Origin of the sequence: Caballeronia sordidicola, from assembly GCF_001544455.2 — a bacterium.
GTDB lineage: Bacteria > Pseudomonadota > Gammaproteobacteria > Burkholderiales > Burkholderiaceae > Caballeronia > Caballeronia sordidicola.
Genome location: NZ_FCOC02000037.1, coordinates 19,189 through 33,903, shown reverse-complemented (window position 1 = coordinate 33,903; position 14,715 = coordinate 19,189). Strand labels below are relative to the sequence as shown.

The following is a 14,715-nucleotide window of genomic DNA, read 5'->3' as shown; positions in this document are numbered from 1 at the left end:
TGAGGTCTTTATTGAAAACTGCGCCAAGCACGGCATTGTCATTGACCCCGCTGTTGCACTTGGAGTGTGAAAGCGCCCTTCGTTTCTTTTTCGCCGTTGGAAAAAGAAATGAAGTCCCGCCACGGACAGTGGCCAACAGTGCTAAAAAGGAGCAACGAACAGGGAATGCGCGCATGCGCAAAAAGCAGGCCCCAGCACAACCCCAGCACCACAAACCTAAACCCCTCCCGCGCCCAGGGCGCTAAAAAGCGTCCAAAAAACACACATCACCCCTGTGGCATTGGGGCCAGCAACGCCTCAATATCCTCCGCCGAGAACTTGGCCCCGGCCTTTGCGTCCTCACGCAAAATACTATCGGCGAGAGCGGCCTTCCGGTCCTGCATGGCCACGATGCGTTCCTCAATACTCCCCGCCACGATCAGCTTGTACACAAACACCGGCTTCAACTGCCCCAACCGATGCGCACGGTCCGTCGCCTGGTTCTCCGCCGCCGGATTCCACCACGGATCGTAGTGAATCACCGTATCGGCGGCAGTCAGGTTCAAACCCACTCCGCCCGCCTTCAAACTGATCAGGAACAACGGCACTTCACCATCCTGAAAACGCTTCACCGGCGTCACGCGATCCCGCGTATCGCCAGTCAACGTCACGTACGGCAAACCGGCTTTATCGAGCGCGCCAGCAATGATCGCAAGCATCCCCGTGAACTGCGAAAACAACAGCACGCGCCGCCCTTCTTCAAGCAACTCCGGCAACATATCAAGCAGCAAGTCGAGCTTCGCCGATTCCTCCACGCGCTTGGCCCGCGTGAGCTTCACGAGCGATGGATCGCAACACACCTGGCGCAGCTTCAGCAACGCCTCGAGCACGACAATATGACTGCGCGCCAAACCCTGATCGGCCACTGCGATGCGCACTTTTTCCTGCATCGCAATCCGCACGGTCTCGTACAAATCACGCTGCGAACCTTCAAGCGACACCGTTCGCACAATGGTCGTCTTCTGCGGCAATTCCTTCGCGACTTCATCCTTTCTTCGACGCAGCATGAAAGGCCGAATGCGCCGGACAAGCAGATCGCGCCGCACCGGGTCTTCATACTTCTCGATCGGCGTGCGCCAGCGCTTGGTGAAATCCTTTTGCGTGCCAAGAAAACCCGGCAGCAGAAAATCGAATTGCGCCCACAATTCGCCCAAGTGATTTTCAAGCGGCGTACCCGTCAAACACAGCCGGTGCCGCGCACTCAAATCACGAATCCCCTTCGCCGCCTTGGTCGCCACGTTCTTCACGGTTTGCGCTTCGTCAAGAATCAGCAAGTGGTATTCATGCATGGAAAGCATCGCCTGATCGCGCCACAGCAGCGGATACGTGGTCAGCACAAGATCGTGCTCGCTGATCTGATCGAAACGATCCTTGCGTTGCGGGCCGTGAAGATCGAGCACACGCAGCGCGGGCGCAAACTTCCTGGCTTCTTCGCGCCAGTTATGAACGAGCGTTGTTGGCAGCACGACCAGAGCCGGACGGTCCAGCCGTCCCGATTCCTTTTCGACCAGAATATGCGCCAGAGTCTGCACAGTCTTGCCAAGGCCCATATCATCGGCGAGAACGCCGGATAGATCGCGCTCGCGCAAAAACTGCATCCAGTTGAGCCCTTCACGCTGATAAACACGGAGTTCCGCATTCAGGCCGCGAGGGATCGGAACGTCACGCAATCCGGGCCCTTCCTGCAACCGCTGCGCGAGTTCTCGAATGGATACATCGCCGTGAAACTGCCAGCGGCCCGAGTCACCGAGCGCTTCCAGCCGGCCAGCGTCCTTCTCGGAAACGCGCAGCGGTTGCGTACCAAGGGTATCGAAGAGATCGATCAGGACGCGCACCACCGGCTTGATCCGCGACGCACGCAGGCGCAGCCGCTCGCCTTTGTCGGTATTCAGCTCGATGCCTTCGTCATCCGGTATCGAATCGATAGCGCCAGCAAGCCACCGCCGGTCGCGCTGGAACAGGTCGGCGAGCAGCGGCTCGAGCCGTACGCTCCGGTCCCCCACGGCAATGCCGAGTTCGAGGTCGAACCAGCCGTCAGTGCCGTGGCGCGCAGTGCCCTGGATATCGTCGATCTCGATGAAATCGAAACGGAATTCCGGCGACATGGAAATGCGCCAGCCCTCGTTGCGCAGCGTGGGCACCACGTCGCCGGTGAACAACGCCCACGCAGCCGATGCCGGCAAGCCGAGCACGCCCGTTGGAATGGGTTTCGGGCCGAAACGCTGGTGCGCGGGAATCTTGCGAAAGCCGAGTTCGTAAAGCTGGTTTGAATAGCGCGTCTCCACGTCGTGGCGGCGCTTCACCTGGATCATGTCGCCGGACTCCGAACGCATGATGGTGGTGGCCTGCGTGGGATCGACACTGAGGCCGTCGTAATCGAAACTCAGGAGCGCGAAATCCAGCACGCTCGCCGCCGAGCGCTCCTCACGCGGGCGCCATGTGCCGCTGATGGGCTGCGTGTCGAGCACGAGCACAGGCACGGGTTCTACATCGACAACATGCACGGTCAGCGCTTCATGCCCCGGCGGCGGCGGCAGGTCGGACGCAACCTCGCGCAACATTGCGCCGACGAGCGGCGCTTCGTCGAGCGAGATGGGCGGCATTGCCAGGTAATCGACCAGTTGGCGCGCGGGCTGCGGCATGTCGACAATACCGGCTTCGCGCGTTTGCGCGTCGGCGAACCAGAGCGGTTCGGTGGTGATGACGAGCGTCGATGCCGGCTCTGTTTGCAGCACTGGACGCACACGGTCATCCGCGTCGGGCGTCCACTCTATGCTTCCCGGGCGCGCCTCGCCGCTGGTCAATGGCCGGCGCGGTTCACCCACATCCTGCGACGACGGTGTCGCCGTGAAGAGGCGCCCGGTCGCCAGCATCCGCTGCATGAGGTCGGCGCCTTCTTCGCCGTGCAGCGCGAAGCCGCCGACGTCGTTGCGCGTGCGTCCAATGATCAGGGCCCGAAGGATCGTCAGGTCGTCGTCGCTCACGAACTTCGGCTGTTTGACGAGCGCCGCGTCGAAATTGGTCCACGGCCGGTCGAGCTTCTGAAGCGAACCGTCAGGGCCAAGACGCACCTTGTGCAGCGCGACTTCAGGGGCGCGCATGACGCGCGACATGCCGAGCACGTAAGCAAGCGCGAGCGTGCCATTCGGTTCGGCGGTTTTTTTTGCGGCCGTAGTGCGTGTCGATGCAAACCGCGAGCGGAATCCTTCCAGCCAGCCCGCGACTTCGGCGCGTACCGTGTCGGGTTCCACGGGTTTGTCGCTGGCGGTCGCAAGCAGCACCGCGGCGGCATGCTTGCAGTGCAATCCGACCGGGCACGAACACCGGCCGTGCGCCTTGAGCGCGCCACGGTCGTGGCTGAATACCACCTCGACACGATAAGGCTGGCGCTGAGTGCCCTTGACCTGGGCGCACAGCACGTTGTTGTCCCAATGCAGATGCCTGACTTCGTCGACATACCCGCGCGCCTTGGCGACGGTATGTGCGCCGAGCCATTTGATGATCTGGGCCGTGTCGTAAGCAAACTCCGGCATCAGTGCATCCACTCGCGCATGACTGTTCCGGGTTTGGCAGCTTCAGCTTGTCTTTCCCACATCCGCTTGTTCACCGTTCCCTTCGTTCGAGTAATTCCAGCAGGCCGCGCAATGCGTGCGCGGCTGCCTGGGTGCGAACCTGTTCGCGATCGCCCTTGAATAGCTGTGTCGCCACCGTTGTATGCAGCCGGTTGCTCCACGCAAACGACACCATGCCCACAGGTTTCGTTTCCGTGCCGCCGCCCGGACCGGCGACGCCGGTAATGGACAGCGAAACCTGCGCCCGGCTGTTGCGGAGCGCGCCTTCGGCCATGGCCCGGGCAACGGGTTCGCTCACCGCGCCGTGACGCTCGATCATGTCGGCCGGCACGCCGATCATCTCCGTTTTCGCGTTATTCGAGTACGTGACGAAACCGCGTTCAAACCACGCGCTGCTGCCGGAAATATCGGTCATGGCGGCGGCTACCATGCCGCCCGTGCACGATTCCGCTGTCGCGAGCATCAGGCGCTCGTCACGCAGTTTGTTGCCGGCGCGAATGGCGAGCTGGTGAACGACTTTATCGGTGGCCATGAGGAACTCGCGTGGGGCTGATCGTAGGGAAAGGGAGCGTCGGTAAGCCGGGTGTCAGACAGTCATGCGCCACAGCGCAATCACGAGCAGCGAGAAAAAAGCCGCGGCAATGTCGTCGAACATGATGCCGAAGCCGCCTTTTAACCGGCGGTCAAAATAGCGGATGGGCGGCGGCTTCACCATATCGAAGAAACGGAACACGATAAACGCCCACAACTGTCCGGTGAACGTGGCCGGCGTGACGAGCAGCAGCACCAGCCAGAACGCGACGATCTCGTCCCATACCACGGGCGACGGATCTTCGATGCCCATTTTCTTCGCCGTGAAGCCGCAGAACCAGCAGCCGGCCACGAAGCCGACCGCAATCAGCACGGCCCATTCGGCGACCGTCAGGTACGGGTTGAACGCCACGAACGACGCCCACGCGAACAAGGTCCCGACCGTGCCGGGCGCAACCGGCGACAAGCCGCTGCCAAAGCCCAGCGACAGGATATGCAGCGGATGCGACAGCATGAAGCGCGCGCTGGTGCGCCGCGAAGGCTTGGGACGCGGTTTGTCGTCGAGAGTCTCGGTGATCGGGTCAGTCTGCATGAAAGTGGTCGTAGCCCGAGGCCGTGAAGGAAACGGGACCGGCGTGATTACGCCAGTCGATAGCGGGCGTGTCAGTGGGAACAGCGAGACCCTCGATTGTACCGATGCGCGTCACGAGAATGCCCAGGCGCGCGCCGAGGCGTTCGATTTTTGCACGCGCCTCCACGGGCGCGGTGAAGCACAGTTCGTAGTCGTCGCCGCCGGCAAGGATGCAAGGCAACTGCGCCACGGCGGGCAACGCGTCGATAACGCCCGAGCGCGGCACGAGATCCACGTCGACGGCCGCGCGCATGTTCGAGCGCTTCAATATATGCAGCAGGTCGCCGGCAAGGCCATCGGACAAATCCAGCGCAGCGTGGGCCACGCCGCGCAACGCGACGCCCAGCGCCACGCGCGGTTCCGGCTGTTCGAGCGCCTTGATCGCGATGGCTTTGCTGGCGGCGTCCTCGATCGACCATTCTTTACGCAAGACGCCAAGCCCGGCGCGCGCGTTGCCGAGTCGTCCGGAGACCCAGATGTCGTCGCCCGCGCGCGCGCCGTCGCGGCGCAGCGCGCGCGCGGCGGGAACGTCGCCGAATACCGTGATGCTGATGCTCACGTGCGGGCCGCCGGTCGTATCGCCGCCAATCAATTCGCAGCCGTGCGCGTTCGCCATGTGGAAGAGGCCGTCACTGAAGGCCTGGAGCCAGCTTTCCTCCGCTTTCGGCATGGAAAGCGCGAGCGTGAACGCGCGCGGTGCCGCGCCCATGGCGGCCAGATCCGAGAGGTTCACGGCGAGCGCCTTGGCCCCGAGCGCGAACGGGGAAACATCGGGGAAAAAATGGCGCCCCGACACGAGCATGTCCGTGGAGATCGCCAGTTGCTGGCCGCGCTTCGGGGCGAGCAGCGCGCAATCATCGCCGATACCGAGCGTTGCGCTCGCCGCTTTACCCGACTTTTGCGCCGCCGGGGTGCGGCCTCTGGTCGCGGGCTTGGAGAAATATCGTTCGATCAGGGAAAACTCTGAGAGCATCGGCGGTCCGGCAATATCAGGAAAAAAGTTGGGGACGATGCGCTCGTGTTCATGCGCGTTTCATCTCAATAAAGGGGTTTAGCTGCGTGGTTAGCGCCGCAAGCGGCTGACACGCAGGTGCGTTCCGATGCCCGGCGAAGCCTTGTCCAAATGGGATACGTGTCCTGAATTCCGGGTATCGCCATCTTGGACGGCCCTTGATTGGCGCTACAATGCGTTCGAACTTCTATTCTAATCTTGCCTAAAGCCCGCCGCCTCATGACAACGCCAGCAGATAACGCCAAAGCCAAACTGCGCGAAGCCGCGCTTGATTACCACGAGTTTCCCACCCCCGGCAAAATCGCGATTGCGCCGACCAAGCAGATGATCAACCAGCGCGACCTCGCGCTGGCGTACTCGCCGGGCGTTGCGTTCGCATGCGAGGAGATCGTCGCGAACCCGCTGAACGCCGCGCGCTTCACCGCCCGCAGCAATCTGGTTGGCGTGGTGACGAATGGCACTGCGGTGCTCGGGCTCGGCAACATCGGCCCGCTTGCGTCCAAGCCGGTAATGGAAGGCAAGGCGGTGCTGTTCAAGAAGTTCGCGGGCATCGACGTGTTCGATATCGAGTTGAACGAGATGGACCCCATGAAGCTCGTCGACGTGATCTGCGCGCTCGAACCCACGTTCGGCGGCATCAATCTCGAAGACATCAAGGCGCCGGACTGCTTCATTGTCGAGCGCGAAGCCCGCAAGCGCATGAAAATCCCGGTGTTCCATGATGACCAGCACGGTACGGCCATCGTGGTTGCGGCCGCAATCACCAATGGTCTGGTCGTGGTCGGCAAGAAGATCGAAGACGTGAAGCTGGTGGCTTCGGGCGCGGGCGCCGCGTCGCTCGCGTGTCTGGACCTGCTGGTGGAACTCGGCATGAAGCTCGAGAACATCTTCGTGACGGACTTGGCCGGCGTGGTCTACAAGGGCCGCGTCGAACTGATGGACCCGGACAAGGACCGTTTTGCGCGCGAAACGTCGGCGCGCACGCTTGCAGATGTGATCGAAGGGGCCGACGTCTTTCTCGGCCTGTCCGCTGGCGGCGTGCTCAAGCAGGACATGGTCAGGAACATGGCGCCCAAGCCGCTGATTCTGGCGCTTGCCAATCCCACGCCGGAAATCCTTCCGGAACTGGCGCTCGAAGTGCGCCCGGATGCAGTGCTTGCCACCGGCCGTACGGATTATCCGAACCAGGTCAACAACGTACTGTGCTTCCCGTTCATCTTCCGCGGAGCGCTGGATGCGGGCGCGAGCACCATCACGCGCGAAATGGAAATTGCCGCGGTGAACGCGATTGCGGAACTGGCGCGTCAGGAACAAAGCGATATTGTGGCGACCGCCTACGGCATTCAGGATCTGTCGTTCGGTCCCGAGTATCTGATTCCAAAGCCTTTCGATCCGCGCCTGATCGTCAAGATCGCGCCGGCCGTCGCCAAGGCCGCCATGGACTCAGGCGTGGCGACGCGTCCTATTGAAGACATGGATGCGTATGAGCAGCATCTGCAGCAATTTGTGTATCACAGCGGCACAACCATGAAACCCGTGTTCCAGCTCGCGCGCAGCGTTGAGCCGGACAAGAAGCGCATTGTGTTTGCCGAAGGCGAGGAAGAGCGCGTGCTGCGCGCCGTGCAGATCGCGGTGGATGAGAAGATTGCCAAGCCGATTCTGATCGGCCGTCCGGCGGTGATCACGCAGCGCATCGCGAAATACGGCTTGCGTTTGACGCCGGGCGTGGATTTCACCGTCGTCGATACCGATCACGACGCGCGTTATCGCGACTTCTGGCAGACGTATCACACCATGATGGCGAGAAAAGGCATCAGCGCGCAGATGGCGAAGCTTGAAATGCGCCGCCGCACCACGCTGATCGGCTCCATGCTGGTGAAGAAGGGCGAAGCGGACGGCATGATCTGCGGCACGATCAGCACGACGCATCGGCACCTCCATTTTGTCGATCAGGTGATTGGCAAGAAGGCGGGCTGCAGCGTCTACGCGGCCATGAATGCGCTGGTGTTGCCGGGCCGGCAGATTTTCCTTGTCGATACACACGTGAACGTGGACCCGACACCCGAGCAGCTCTGTGAAATCACAATCATGGCGGCGGAAGAAGTGCGCCGCTTCGGGATTGTGCCGAAGATCGCGCTGCTCTCGCATTCAAACTTCGGCACGAGCAACGCGCCGTCCGCCATCAAGATGCGCGAGACGCTGGCATTGCTGAAAGAACGCGCGCCTGAGTTGGACGTGGACGGCGAAATGCACGGCGACGTGGCGCTGGACGCACGGCTGCGCGCGGAAGTGCTGCCGGAATCGACTCTGGAAGGCGACGCGAACCTGCTCGTGCTCCCGAACATAGATGCCGCCAACATCTCGTACAACTTGCTGAAGACGGCAGCCGGCAACAACATTGCCATCGGTCCGATCCTGCTGGGCGCGGCTCAGCCGGTTCACGTGCTGACGGCTTCGGCCACGGTTCGCCGGATTGTCAATATGACGGCGTTGCTGGTGGCGGACGCGACGGCTATTGCGCGTTGAGGCGAATGAACGCAACGCCTGCGGAGTTTGCGGGCTGACATAGGTGAGGAAGGGGTCGCGAAGTCATGCGATCCCTTTTTTATTGGGAGATCGGAATCTTGAAACCGCGGTTTCCAAACGAAAAAAAGCGTGCCGGACATCCGGCACGCTTGAGGCACGCAAGGGGATTTGCTTTCTCCTCCAAATAGCAGTGGTGCCGGCCAAAGACCGTGGGAGCATCCCTAGAGAGGCGACACTAGCTCCGTTCCCCAAGCCACGCATGAGTGAATTATTATCCCGTTCAGGTGAAAAATATCTCAGTCTTATCCTATTTTTTATGTGACCCCAAATTAATTGAATCCTTTGAACGGCAGTGCGCGCGAAGCGTGGGTTGTTGACTGCAGAATTGACTAAAAAACGGGCATCGCCTGAACCAACATTGATTCCGGCTGTCATTAGCGATACCCTTACGTCTTTCATGGTCGTCAATTTTTGGGGCTTCAGGCGGGATGGGTTTGGTAAAGCGCGCATGGGTTTGTGGGTTTGTGACGGCGCTTTTGGTGGTGCTGAGCGGCTGCGGCAAGAGCGCGCCGGACTCGCAGAGCCCGGGTCGTGACAAGCCCGCAACTGCGTCGCAGGCCCAGTCGCCGCTCGCATTGCAAGACAAGAACAGGCCGCCAGGCGATCCGCGCGCAGATACCAGCCGCGATGCCGCATCAGCGGGTTTGGAGTCGTCGCGGACAACTGTCGACGCGGCGCAATTGCCGAAACAGGCCATTGTGACGTTGCGGCGGATCGAGGCTGGCGGACCGTTCCCGTTCGAGAAAGACGGCATTGTGTTTGGCAATCGCGAGCGTATGCTGCCGCCGCATCCGCGCGGCTACTACCACGAATACACCGTTCCTACGCCGCGCGCCCGTGATCGCGGCGCACGCCGGATCGTATGTGGCGGGCCCCGTCGGCAGATCGACAACTGCTTTTACACCGACGACCATTACGTGAGTTTTAAACGCATTGCGGGATTAACTTCGGGATGAACAGCATGAGCGACAACATCTACGCGCACGACAACGGTGTCGCGGGTGATCTTTTCGCCGGCGATGGCAACATGTTCCAGCGCGTTTTGCGACTCCGCACGGCAGACGAGACGAGACCCGACGACGAACCGAGCGCGGCGCTGTCATCATTGAACGAGGGGTCTATGAGTCTTTTCAAGACGGTACGATCAAATATCGTGCAGTCGATTCGCGCTTTTCGCGTACAGGATCTCGCCGACGAAGCGAACAACCTTGGCCAGCATTTCCTGTATGCGTACTGCGGTCAGGCCCAGAGCAAGCAGGAAGTGCTCGAAACCATTGCAACGTCGTTTTTGTTTCCCAAGCACTTCGGCAAAAATTACGATGCGCTGTATGACAGCCTGACGGACCTTGTGCACAAGGCCGGTTCGCAGCCTGGGTTCGTGATTGTTCTGGAAGCGCTGCCGGTGGCACAGAAATTCGACAAGGAAGGACGCGAAACCCTTCTGGATGTGTTCCGCGAAGCGGCTGAATTCTGGGCGGAACGGCGCGTGGCGTTCAGGGTGTTTTACTCGTTCGCCTGAACAACGCAGGATTCGACATCGTTGGCGGGAAGCCGGCCGGCGCCTCTTTAACACAGGCGCTGACCGGCTTTTTGCATTCCGGGTCCCGGATACCGCCATTACCATCCGCCCCAACGCGCCGCGAGCGCTGCCAGAACGGCAATACCAGCCGTTTCCGTGCGAAGCACGCGAGGTCCAAGTCCGAGCGCAACGAATCCGGCATCGACGATAGCGGCTTCTTCCGACGGCGCAAATCCGGCCTCGGGACCGATTGCGAGAATGACCGGCGCGGCGGGCGCCGTAGCCGGAAGTGATGCAAAGTCCAGTTCCGCGCGCGGCGACAGCAACAAGCGCAATTCGCCTTCCTGAGCGGGCGGCAGGCCAATCAGCCATTTATCCATGTCCTGCGGCGGCGTCACATTTGGCACGCGATTACGTCCGCATTGCTCGCACGCGGCTCGCGCCAATGCTTGCCAGTGGGTTTGCCGGCGGGTTGCGCGCTCGCCGGAGAGCCGCACGACACCGCGTTCGGCGATGAGCGGAATCATGGATGCGACACCTAACTCCACTGATTTTTCGATCAGCCAGTCCATCTTGTCGCCGCCCGCCACGCCCTGCGCCAATGTGACGCGATACGGCGGCTCCGCATCGCGTTCCGTGAATTCGTCGATCTGTACGGTCGCCGAGCGCTTGCCGATCTCCAGCAGCCGGGCGATGTACTCACCGCCGGAGCCATTGAAAAGTGTGATGGCGTCGTTGATTTGCAGGCGCAAGACGTGGATGTGCCGGACGACGTCCTCCGGCAACTGAGCGATTTCACCCGCGACAAGCGGGCCGGTAACAAAGAAACGTGGCATGAAGTAGCTTGCCCGGACGCATTCCGGCGTGCGGGACTGGTGGGGAACCGCGTAGAGGACGGAGGACGGCGATCAGTTCAAATGCCGGGCGATCGCCCAGCGGTATCCATCCGGATCCTCGAATTGCGCAAACCGGTCGCCCCAATACTGGTCTTGCGGTTCGATCAACCCCTTGGCGCCGACCGCGATGGCGCGGGCATAAGTCGCGTCGACGTCGTCCACGTATAAATAGAACGATTGCGGCGCCATCAAGCCCGTGCTCTTCGGCGTCTTGGCGTGCGACCCGTACGCGCCTTCCGGGGCGAACATCAGGATCAACTGCCCGCGATACGTCATCTCGACATGGATCACGGCGCCGTCGTCGTGGACGCTGTCACGCACCGCGAATCCTAGCGCCTGCTCATAAAACCCCGTGCTGACGCGAGCATCGCGAACCGTCAGATACGGCGTGAGCCATGGAACGTCGGCGGGGCGGGGGTCGGTCATTTCAAAATCTCCTCGGAGCTCGCTGGTTCGTGCATTGTGCCATGGCAGTTCGGGACATCTCGCCCGGCGGACCCGTGCTGTGCGCGCAAGCGGGATGCAGGGAGCGTGCCCGCATGCGCCTGACGGTCTCCTGCATGGGTTTGCCGCGCGATTTTCGCCGTTTTTTTGCGTGCGGCTGCCGCCCTTCGTCGCGCCAATGCCTGTAAGTCGTCTGCTAGAATGACCGGCTTCCGATCCTCTTCGTTTCTCGTCGCTCCGGTTGCTGAAAACGCGGTTTCGTCGTTCGCCCGGTGCGTTTCCAGATTCATCCCAGGATCTTTTCAGGACCTACCGGACTCGACATGACATCTCCGACTTCCAGCCAGAGCACCCTGATGGCCAACGCAATCCGCGCACTGGCAATGGACGCCGTTCAGCAAGCCAATTCCGGTCATCCGGGCATGCCAATGGGCATGGCTGAAATTGGTGTCGCACTGTGGTCGCGCCACCTGAAGCACAATCCGGCTAATCCGCACTGGGCCGATCGCGATCGTTTTGTCCTGTCGAACGGTCATGGCTCCATGTTGCTGTATTCGCTCCTGCATCTGACCGGCTACGACCTGCCGATCAACGAACTCAAGAATTTCCGCCAACTGCACTCGAAAACGCCGGGCCATCCGGAATACGGCATCACGCCGGGCGTGGAGACCACTACAGGCCCGCTCGGGCAGGGTCTGGCGAATGCGGTCGGCATGGCGCTGGCTGAAGCGCTGCTTGCCGCCGAGTTCAACAAGGACGGCGCGAAGATTGTCGACCATCACACGTACGTATTCCTCGGCGACGGCTGCATGATGGAAGGCATCTCGCACGAAGCTTGTTCGTTTGCCGGGACGCTCAAGCTCAACAAGCTGATCGCGCTGTACGACGACAACGGCATTTCCATCGACGGCCACGTCGAACACTGGTTTCACGACGACACCCCGAAGCGCTTCGAAGCGTACGGCTGGAACGTGATCCGCGCGGTCGACGGTCACAACGTCGATGCGGTGGACGCTGCCATCGCGCAAGCCAAAAAGTCGGACAAGCCAACGCTGATCTGCTGCCGCACGACCATTGGCAAGGGCGCGCCGACCAAGCAGGGCAGCCACGATTCGCATGGTGCGCCGCTGGGCCCGAAGGAAATCGCCGATGCACGCGCGGGAATGGGCTGGAGCTGGGAACCCTTCGTGATCCCGCAGGAAGTCTATGCCGCGTGGGACGCGAAAGAAGCGGGCGCCCGTGCCGAAGCCGAGTGGAACAAGCAATTCGACGCGTATCGCGCGAAGCATTCAGCCGAAGCCGCCGAGTTCGTGCGCCGCATGAAGGGCGAGTTGCCTGCCAAATGGACGCAGGACGCGAAGGACATCATCGAAGCTGCGAACCAGAAGGGCGAAACCATTGCCACGCGCAAGGCTTCGCAGCAGACGCTTGACGGTCTTGCCGCCGCGTTGCCGGAACTGCTCGGCGGTTCTGCCGACCTGACCGGTTCGAACCTGACGAACTGGAAGGCTTCTAAGGCGGTGCGCGCCGGCGAGACGTCCAACCAGATCCAATGGGGCAATCACATCAACTACGGCGTGCGCGAGTTCGGCATGAGCGCGGCCATCAACGGCATTGTGCTGCATGGCGGTTATCGTCCGTTTGGCGGCACGTTCCTCACGTTCTCCGACTATAGCCGCAACGCGCTGCGCGTGGCCGCGCTGATGAAAGCGCCGTCCATCTTCGTGTTCACGCACGACTCCATTGGCCTGGGCGAAGACGGTCCGACGCACCAGTCGGTCGAACAAACATCGAGCTTGCGGCTGATTCCGCACTTACACGTGTGGCGTCCGGCGGATACCGTCGAGACCGCCGTGGCGTGGACGTCAGCGATCGATTACAAGGGACCGTCGGCGTTGATCTTCACGCGCCAGAACCTGCTGTTCTCGGCGCGCAATGACGTGCAGATCGCGAACATCGCGAAGGGCGGCTACGTGCTACGGGACTGGAACGACGACATCCCCGCGCGCAAGATCATCCTGATCGCCACGGGCTCGGAAGTCGAATTGGCCCTCAAGGCGGCCGAGAAGCTGGCGCAGGAAGGCATTGGCGCGCGGATCGTGTCCATGCCGTGTACCAATGTGTTCGACCAGCAGGACGCCGGGTATCGCGAGCGCGTGTTGCCGAAGGGCGTCGTGCGCGTGGCGATCGAAGCCGGCGTGACCGATTTCTGGCGTAAATATGTGGGTCTCGAAGGCGGCGTGGTGGGCATCGATTCGTTTGGCGAATCCGCGCCCGCCGGCGAGCTTTTCAAGTATTTCGGCTTTACCGTCGAGCATGTCGTGGAGACGGCGAAAGCCGCGCTCGCGGGCTGAACGGACGCTCATCAAGCGCACCGGCGGCGGCAAACTGGAACTTTTTTTCAGCCATCAGGAGATAGACCATGACGATTCGCGTTGCAATCAACGGCTACGGCCGGATCGGCCGCAATACGCTGCGCGCCTTGTACGAAAACGGCAAGAAACACGACATCGAAATCGTCGCCATCAACGATCTGGGCGACGCCAAGACGAACGCGCACCTGACGCAGTACGACACGGCGCACGGCAAGTTCCCGGGCGAAGTATCGGTGGATGGTGATTACCTCGTGGTCAACGGCGACCGCATCCGCGTGCTGGCCAATCGCAACCCGGCTGAATTGCCGTGGGGCGAGCTGAACGTGGACGTGGTGCTGGAATGCACGGGCTTCTTCACCACGAAGGAAAAGGCGAGCGCGCACATCAAGGGCGGCGCGAAGAAGGTGATCATTTCGGCGCCGGGCGGCAAGGACGTTGATGCAACCATCGTCTATGGCGTGAATCACCATGTGCTGAAGGCATCGGACACAGTGATCTCGAACGCATCGTGCACGACGAACTGTCTCGCGCCGCTCGTCAAGCCGCTGAACGACAAGATTGGCCTGGTGAACGGCCTGATGACGACCATCCACGCGTACACGAACGACCAGGTCCTGACGGACGTGTATCACGAAGACCTGCGCCGCGCGCGCTCGGCTACGCACAGCCAGATCCCGACGAAGACGGGCGCCGCATCCGCGGTTGGTCTTGTACTGCCGGAACTGAACGGCAAGCTCGATGGCTATGCGATTCGCGTGCCGACCATCAACGTGTCGATTGTGGATCTGTCGTTCATTGCCGCACGCGACACAACGGTCGACGAAGTGAACTCGATCATGAAGGAAGCGTCGGAAGGCGCGTTGAAGGGCATTCTGGGTTACAACACGGCGCCGCTGGTGTCCATCGACTTCAATCACAACCCGGCTTCGTCGACATTCGATGCAACGCTCACGAAGGTATCGGGCCGGCTGGTGAAGGTGTCGAGCTGGTACGACAACGAATGGGGTTTCTCGAACCGCATGCTGGACACGGCCGTGGCATTGGCCAATGCCAAGTAAGTTGTGAATTAAACAGAAAAAAGCCGCCGGGGTTTGCACACCGGCGGCTTTC

General features: G+C 61.4%; 11 protein-coding genes. 5 read left to right on the top strand and 6 right to left on the bottom strand.

Annotated features, from left to right (window positions below; all coding sequences use genetic code 11):
• Positions 1-266: 266 nt before the first annotated feature.
• The 4 genes from AWB64_RS29910 to thiL form a co-directional block, all read right to left on the bottom strand.
• Complete coding sequence (locus AWB64_RS29910) at positions 267-3,572, bottom strand: DEAD/DEAH box helicase (protein ID WP_060859032.1); 3,306 nt, start codon at positions 3,570-3,572, stop codon at positions 267-269.
• Positions 3,573-3,642: 70 nt separating this feature from the next.
• Complete coding sequence (locus tag AWB64_RS29905) at positions 3,643-4,143, bottom strand: CinA family protein (RefSeq protein WP_060859031.1); 501 nt, start codon at positions 4,141-4,143, stop codon at positions 3,643-3,645.
• 54 nt (positions 4,144-4,197) lie between these two features.
• On the bottom strand, positions 4,198-4,734 hold the full coding sequence (locus AWB64_RS29900) for a phosphatidylglycerophosphatase A family protein (protein WP_208603337.1): 537 nt from the start codon (positions 4,732-4,734) through the stop codon (positions 4,198-4,200).
• On the bottom strand, positions 4,724-5,746 hold the full coding sequence (thiL, locus tag AWB64_RS29895) for a thiamine-phosphate kinase (protein WP_060859030.1): 1,023 nt from the start codon (positions 5,744-5,746) through the stop codon (positions 4,724-4,726). The genes AWB64_RS29900 and thiL overlap by 11 nt, the downstream gene beginning before the upstream one ends.
• 258 nt (positions 5,747-6,004) lie before the next feature.
• Between thiL and AWB64_RS29890 the strand changes: the two genes are divergently transcribed.
• The 3 genes from AWB64_RS29890 to AWB64_RS29880 all read left to right on the top strand — a co-directional run bounded on the left by AWB64_RS29890 (position 6,005) and on the right by AWB64_RS29880 (position 9,890).
• Positions 6,005-8,311 carry an NADP-dependent malic enzyme gene (locus tag AWB64_RS29890; RefSeq protein WP_060859029.1) on the top strand — a complete coding sequence of 769 codons (2,307 nt, stop codon included), beginning with the start codon at positions 6,005-6,007 and terminating at the stop codon, positions 8,309-8,311.
• Positions 8,312-8,799: 488 nt separating this feature from the next.
• Positions 8,800-9,327 (top strand): ribonuclease, encoded by a 528-nt coding sequence (locus AWB64_RS29885; protein WP_060859028.1) that lies wholly within the window; start codon positions 8,800-8,802, stop codon positions 9,325-9,327.
• 5 nt (positions 9,328-9,332) lie between these two features.
• On the top strand, positions 9,333-9,890 hold the full coding sequence (locus AWB64_RS29880) for a barstar family protein (protein WP_060859035.1): 558 nt from the start codon (positions 9,333-9,335) through the stop codon (positions 9,888-9,890).
• Between the two features lie 98 nt (positions 9,891-9,988).
• Here the strand turns inward: AWB64_RS29880 and AWB64_RS29875 are convergent, their stop codons facing one another.
• On the bottom strand, positions 9,989-10,726 hold the full coding sequence (locus AWB64_RS29875; protein WP_060859027.1) for a 16S rRNA (uracil(1498)-N(3))-methyltransferase: 738 nt from the start codon (positions 10,724-10,726) through the stop codon (positions 9,989-9,991).
• Between the two features lie 72 nt (positions 10,727-10,798).
• On the bottom strand, positions 10,799-11,212 hold the full coding sequence (locus tag AWB64_RS29870) for a VOC family protein (RefSeq protein WP_060859026.1): 414 nt from the start codon (positions 11,210-11,212) through the stop codon (positions 10,799-10,801).
• A gap of 341 nt (positions 11,213-11,553) precedes the next feature.
• On the opposite strand from AWB64_RS29870, the gene tkt reads away from it, so the two are divergent.
• Together tkt and gap are read left to right on the top strand one after the other, a co-directional pair.
• Complete coding sequence (gene tkt / locus AWB64_RS29865; protein ID WP_060859025.1) at positions 11,554-13,584, top strand: transketolase; 2,031 nt, start codon at positions 11,554-11,556, stop codon at positions 13,582-13,584.
• A 68-nt stretch (positions 13,585-13,652) separates the two neighbouring features.
• Entirely contained in the window at positions 13,653-14,663 is a 1,011-nt protein-coding gene (gene gap / locus AWB64_RS29860) for a type I glyceraldehyde-3-phosphate dehydrogenase (protein ID WP_060859024.1), read from the top strand.
• The last annotated feature ends 52 nt before the right edge of the window (positions 14,664-14,715 follow it).

Bases quoted from the DNA above. Each gene is read 5' to 3' on its own strand.
- tkt (WP_060859025.1), top strand. From the start codon at position 11,554: ATGACATCTCCGACTTCCAGCCAGAGCACCCTGATGGCCAACGCAATC.
- AWB64_RS29890 (WP_060859029.1), top strand. From the start codon at position 6,005: ATGACAACGCCAGCAGATAACGCCAAAGCCAAACTGCGCGAAGCCGCG.
- AWB64_RS29900 (WP_208603337.1), bottom strand. From the start codon at position 4,734: ATGCAGACTGACCCGATCACCGAGACTCTCGACGACAAACCGCGTCCC.
- AWB64_RS29880 (WP_060859035.1), top strand. From the start codon at position 9,333: ATGAGCGACAACATCTACGCGCACGACAACGGTGTCGCGGGTGATCTT.
- AWB64_RS29875 (WP_060859027.1), bottom strand. From the start codon at position 10,726: ATGCCACGTTTCTTTGTTACCGGCCCGCTTGTCGCGGGTGAAATCGCT.
- AWB64_RS29885 (WP_060859028.1), top strand. From the start codon at position 8,800: ATGGGTTTGGTAAAGCGCGCATGGGTTTGTGGGTTTGTGACGGCGCTT.
- AWB64_RS29910 (WP_060859032.1), bottom strand. From the start codon at position 3,572: ATGCCGGAGTTTGCTTACGACACGGCCCAGATCATCAAATGGCTCGGC.
- thiL (WP_060859030.1), bottom strand. From the start codon at position 5,746: ATGCTCTCAGAGTTTTCCCTGATCGAACGATATTTCTCCAAGCCCGCG.
- AWB64_RS29870 (WP_060859026.1), bottom strand. From the start codon at position 11,212: ATGACCGACCCCCGCCCCGCCGACGTTCCATGGCTCACGCCGTATCTG.
- AWB64_RS29905 (WP_060859031.1), bottom strand. From the start codon at position 4,143: ATGGCCACCGATAAAGTCGTTCACCAGCTCGCCATTCGCGCCGGCAAC.
- gap (WP_060859024.1), top strand. From the start codon at position 13,653: ATGACGATTCGCGTTGCAATCAACGGCTACGGCCGGATCGGCCGCAAT.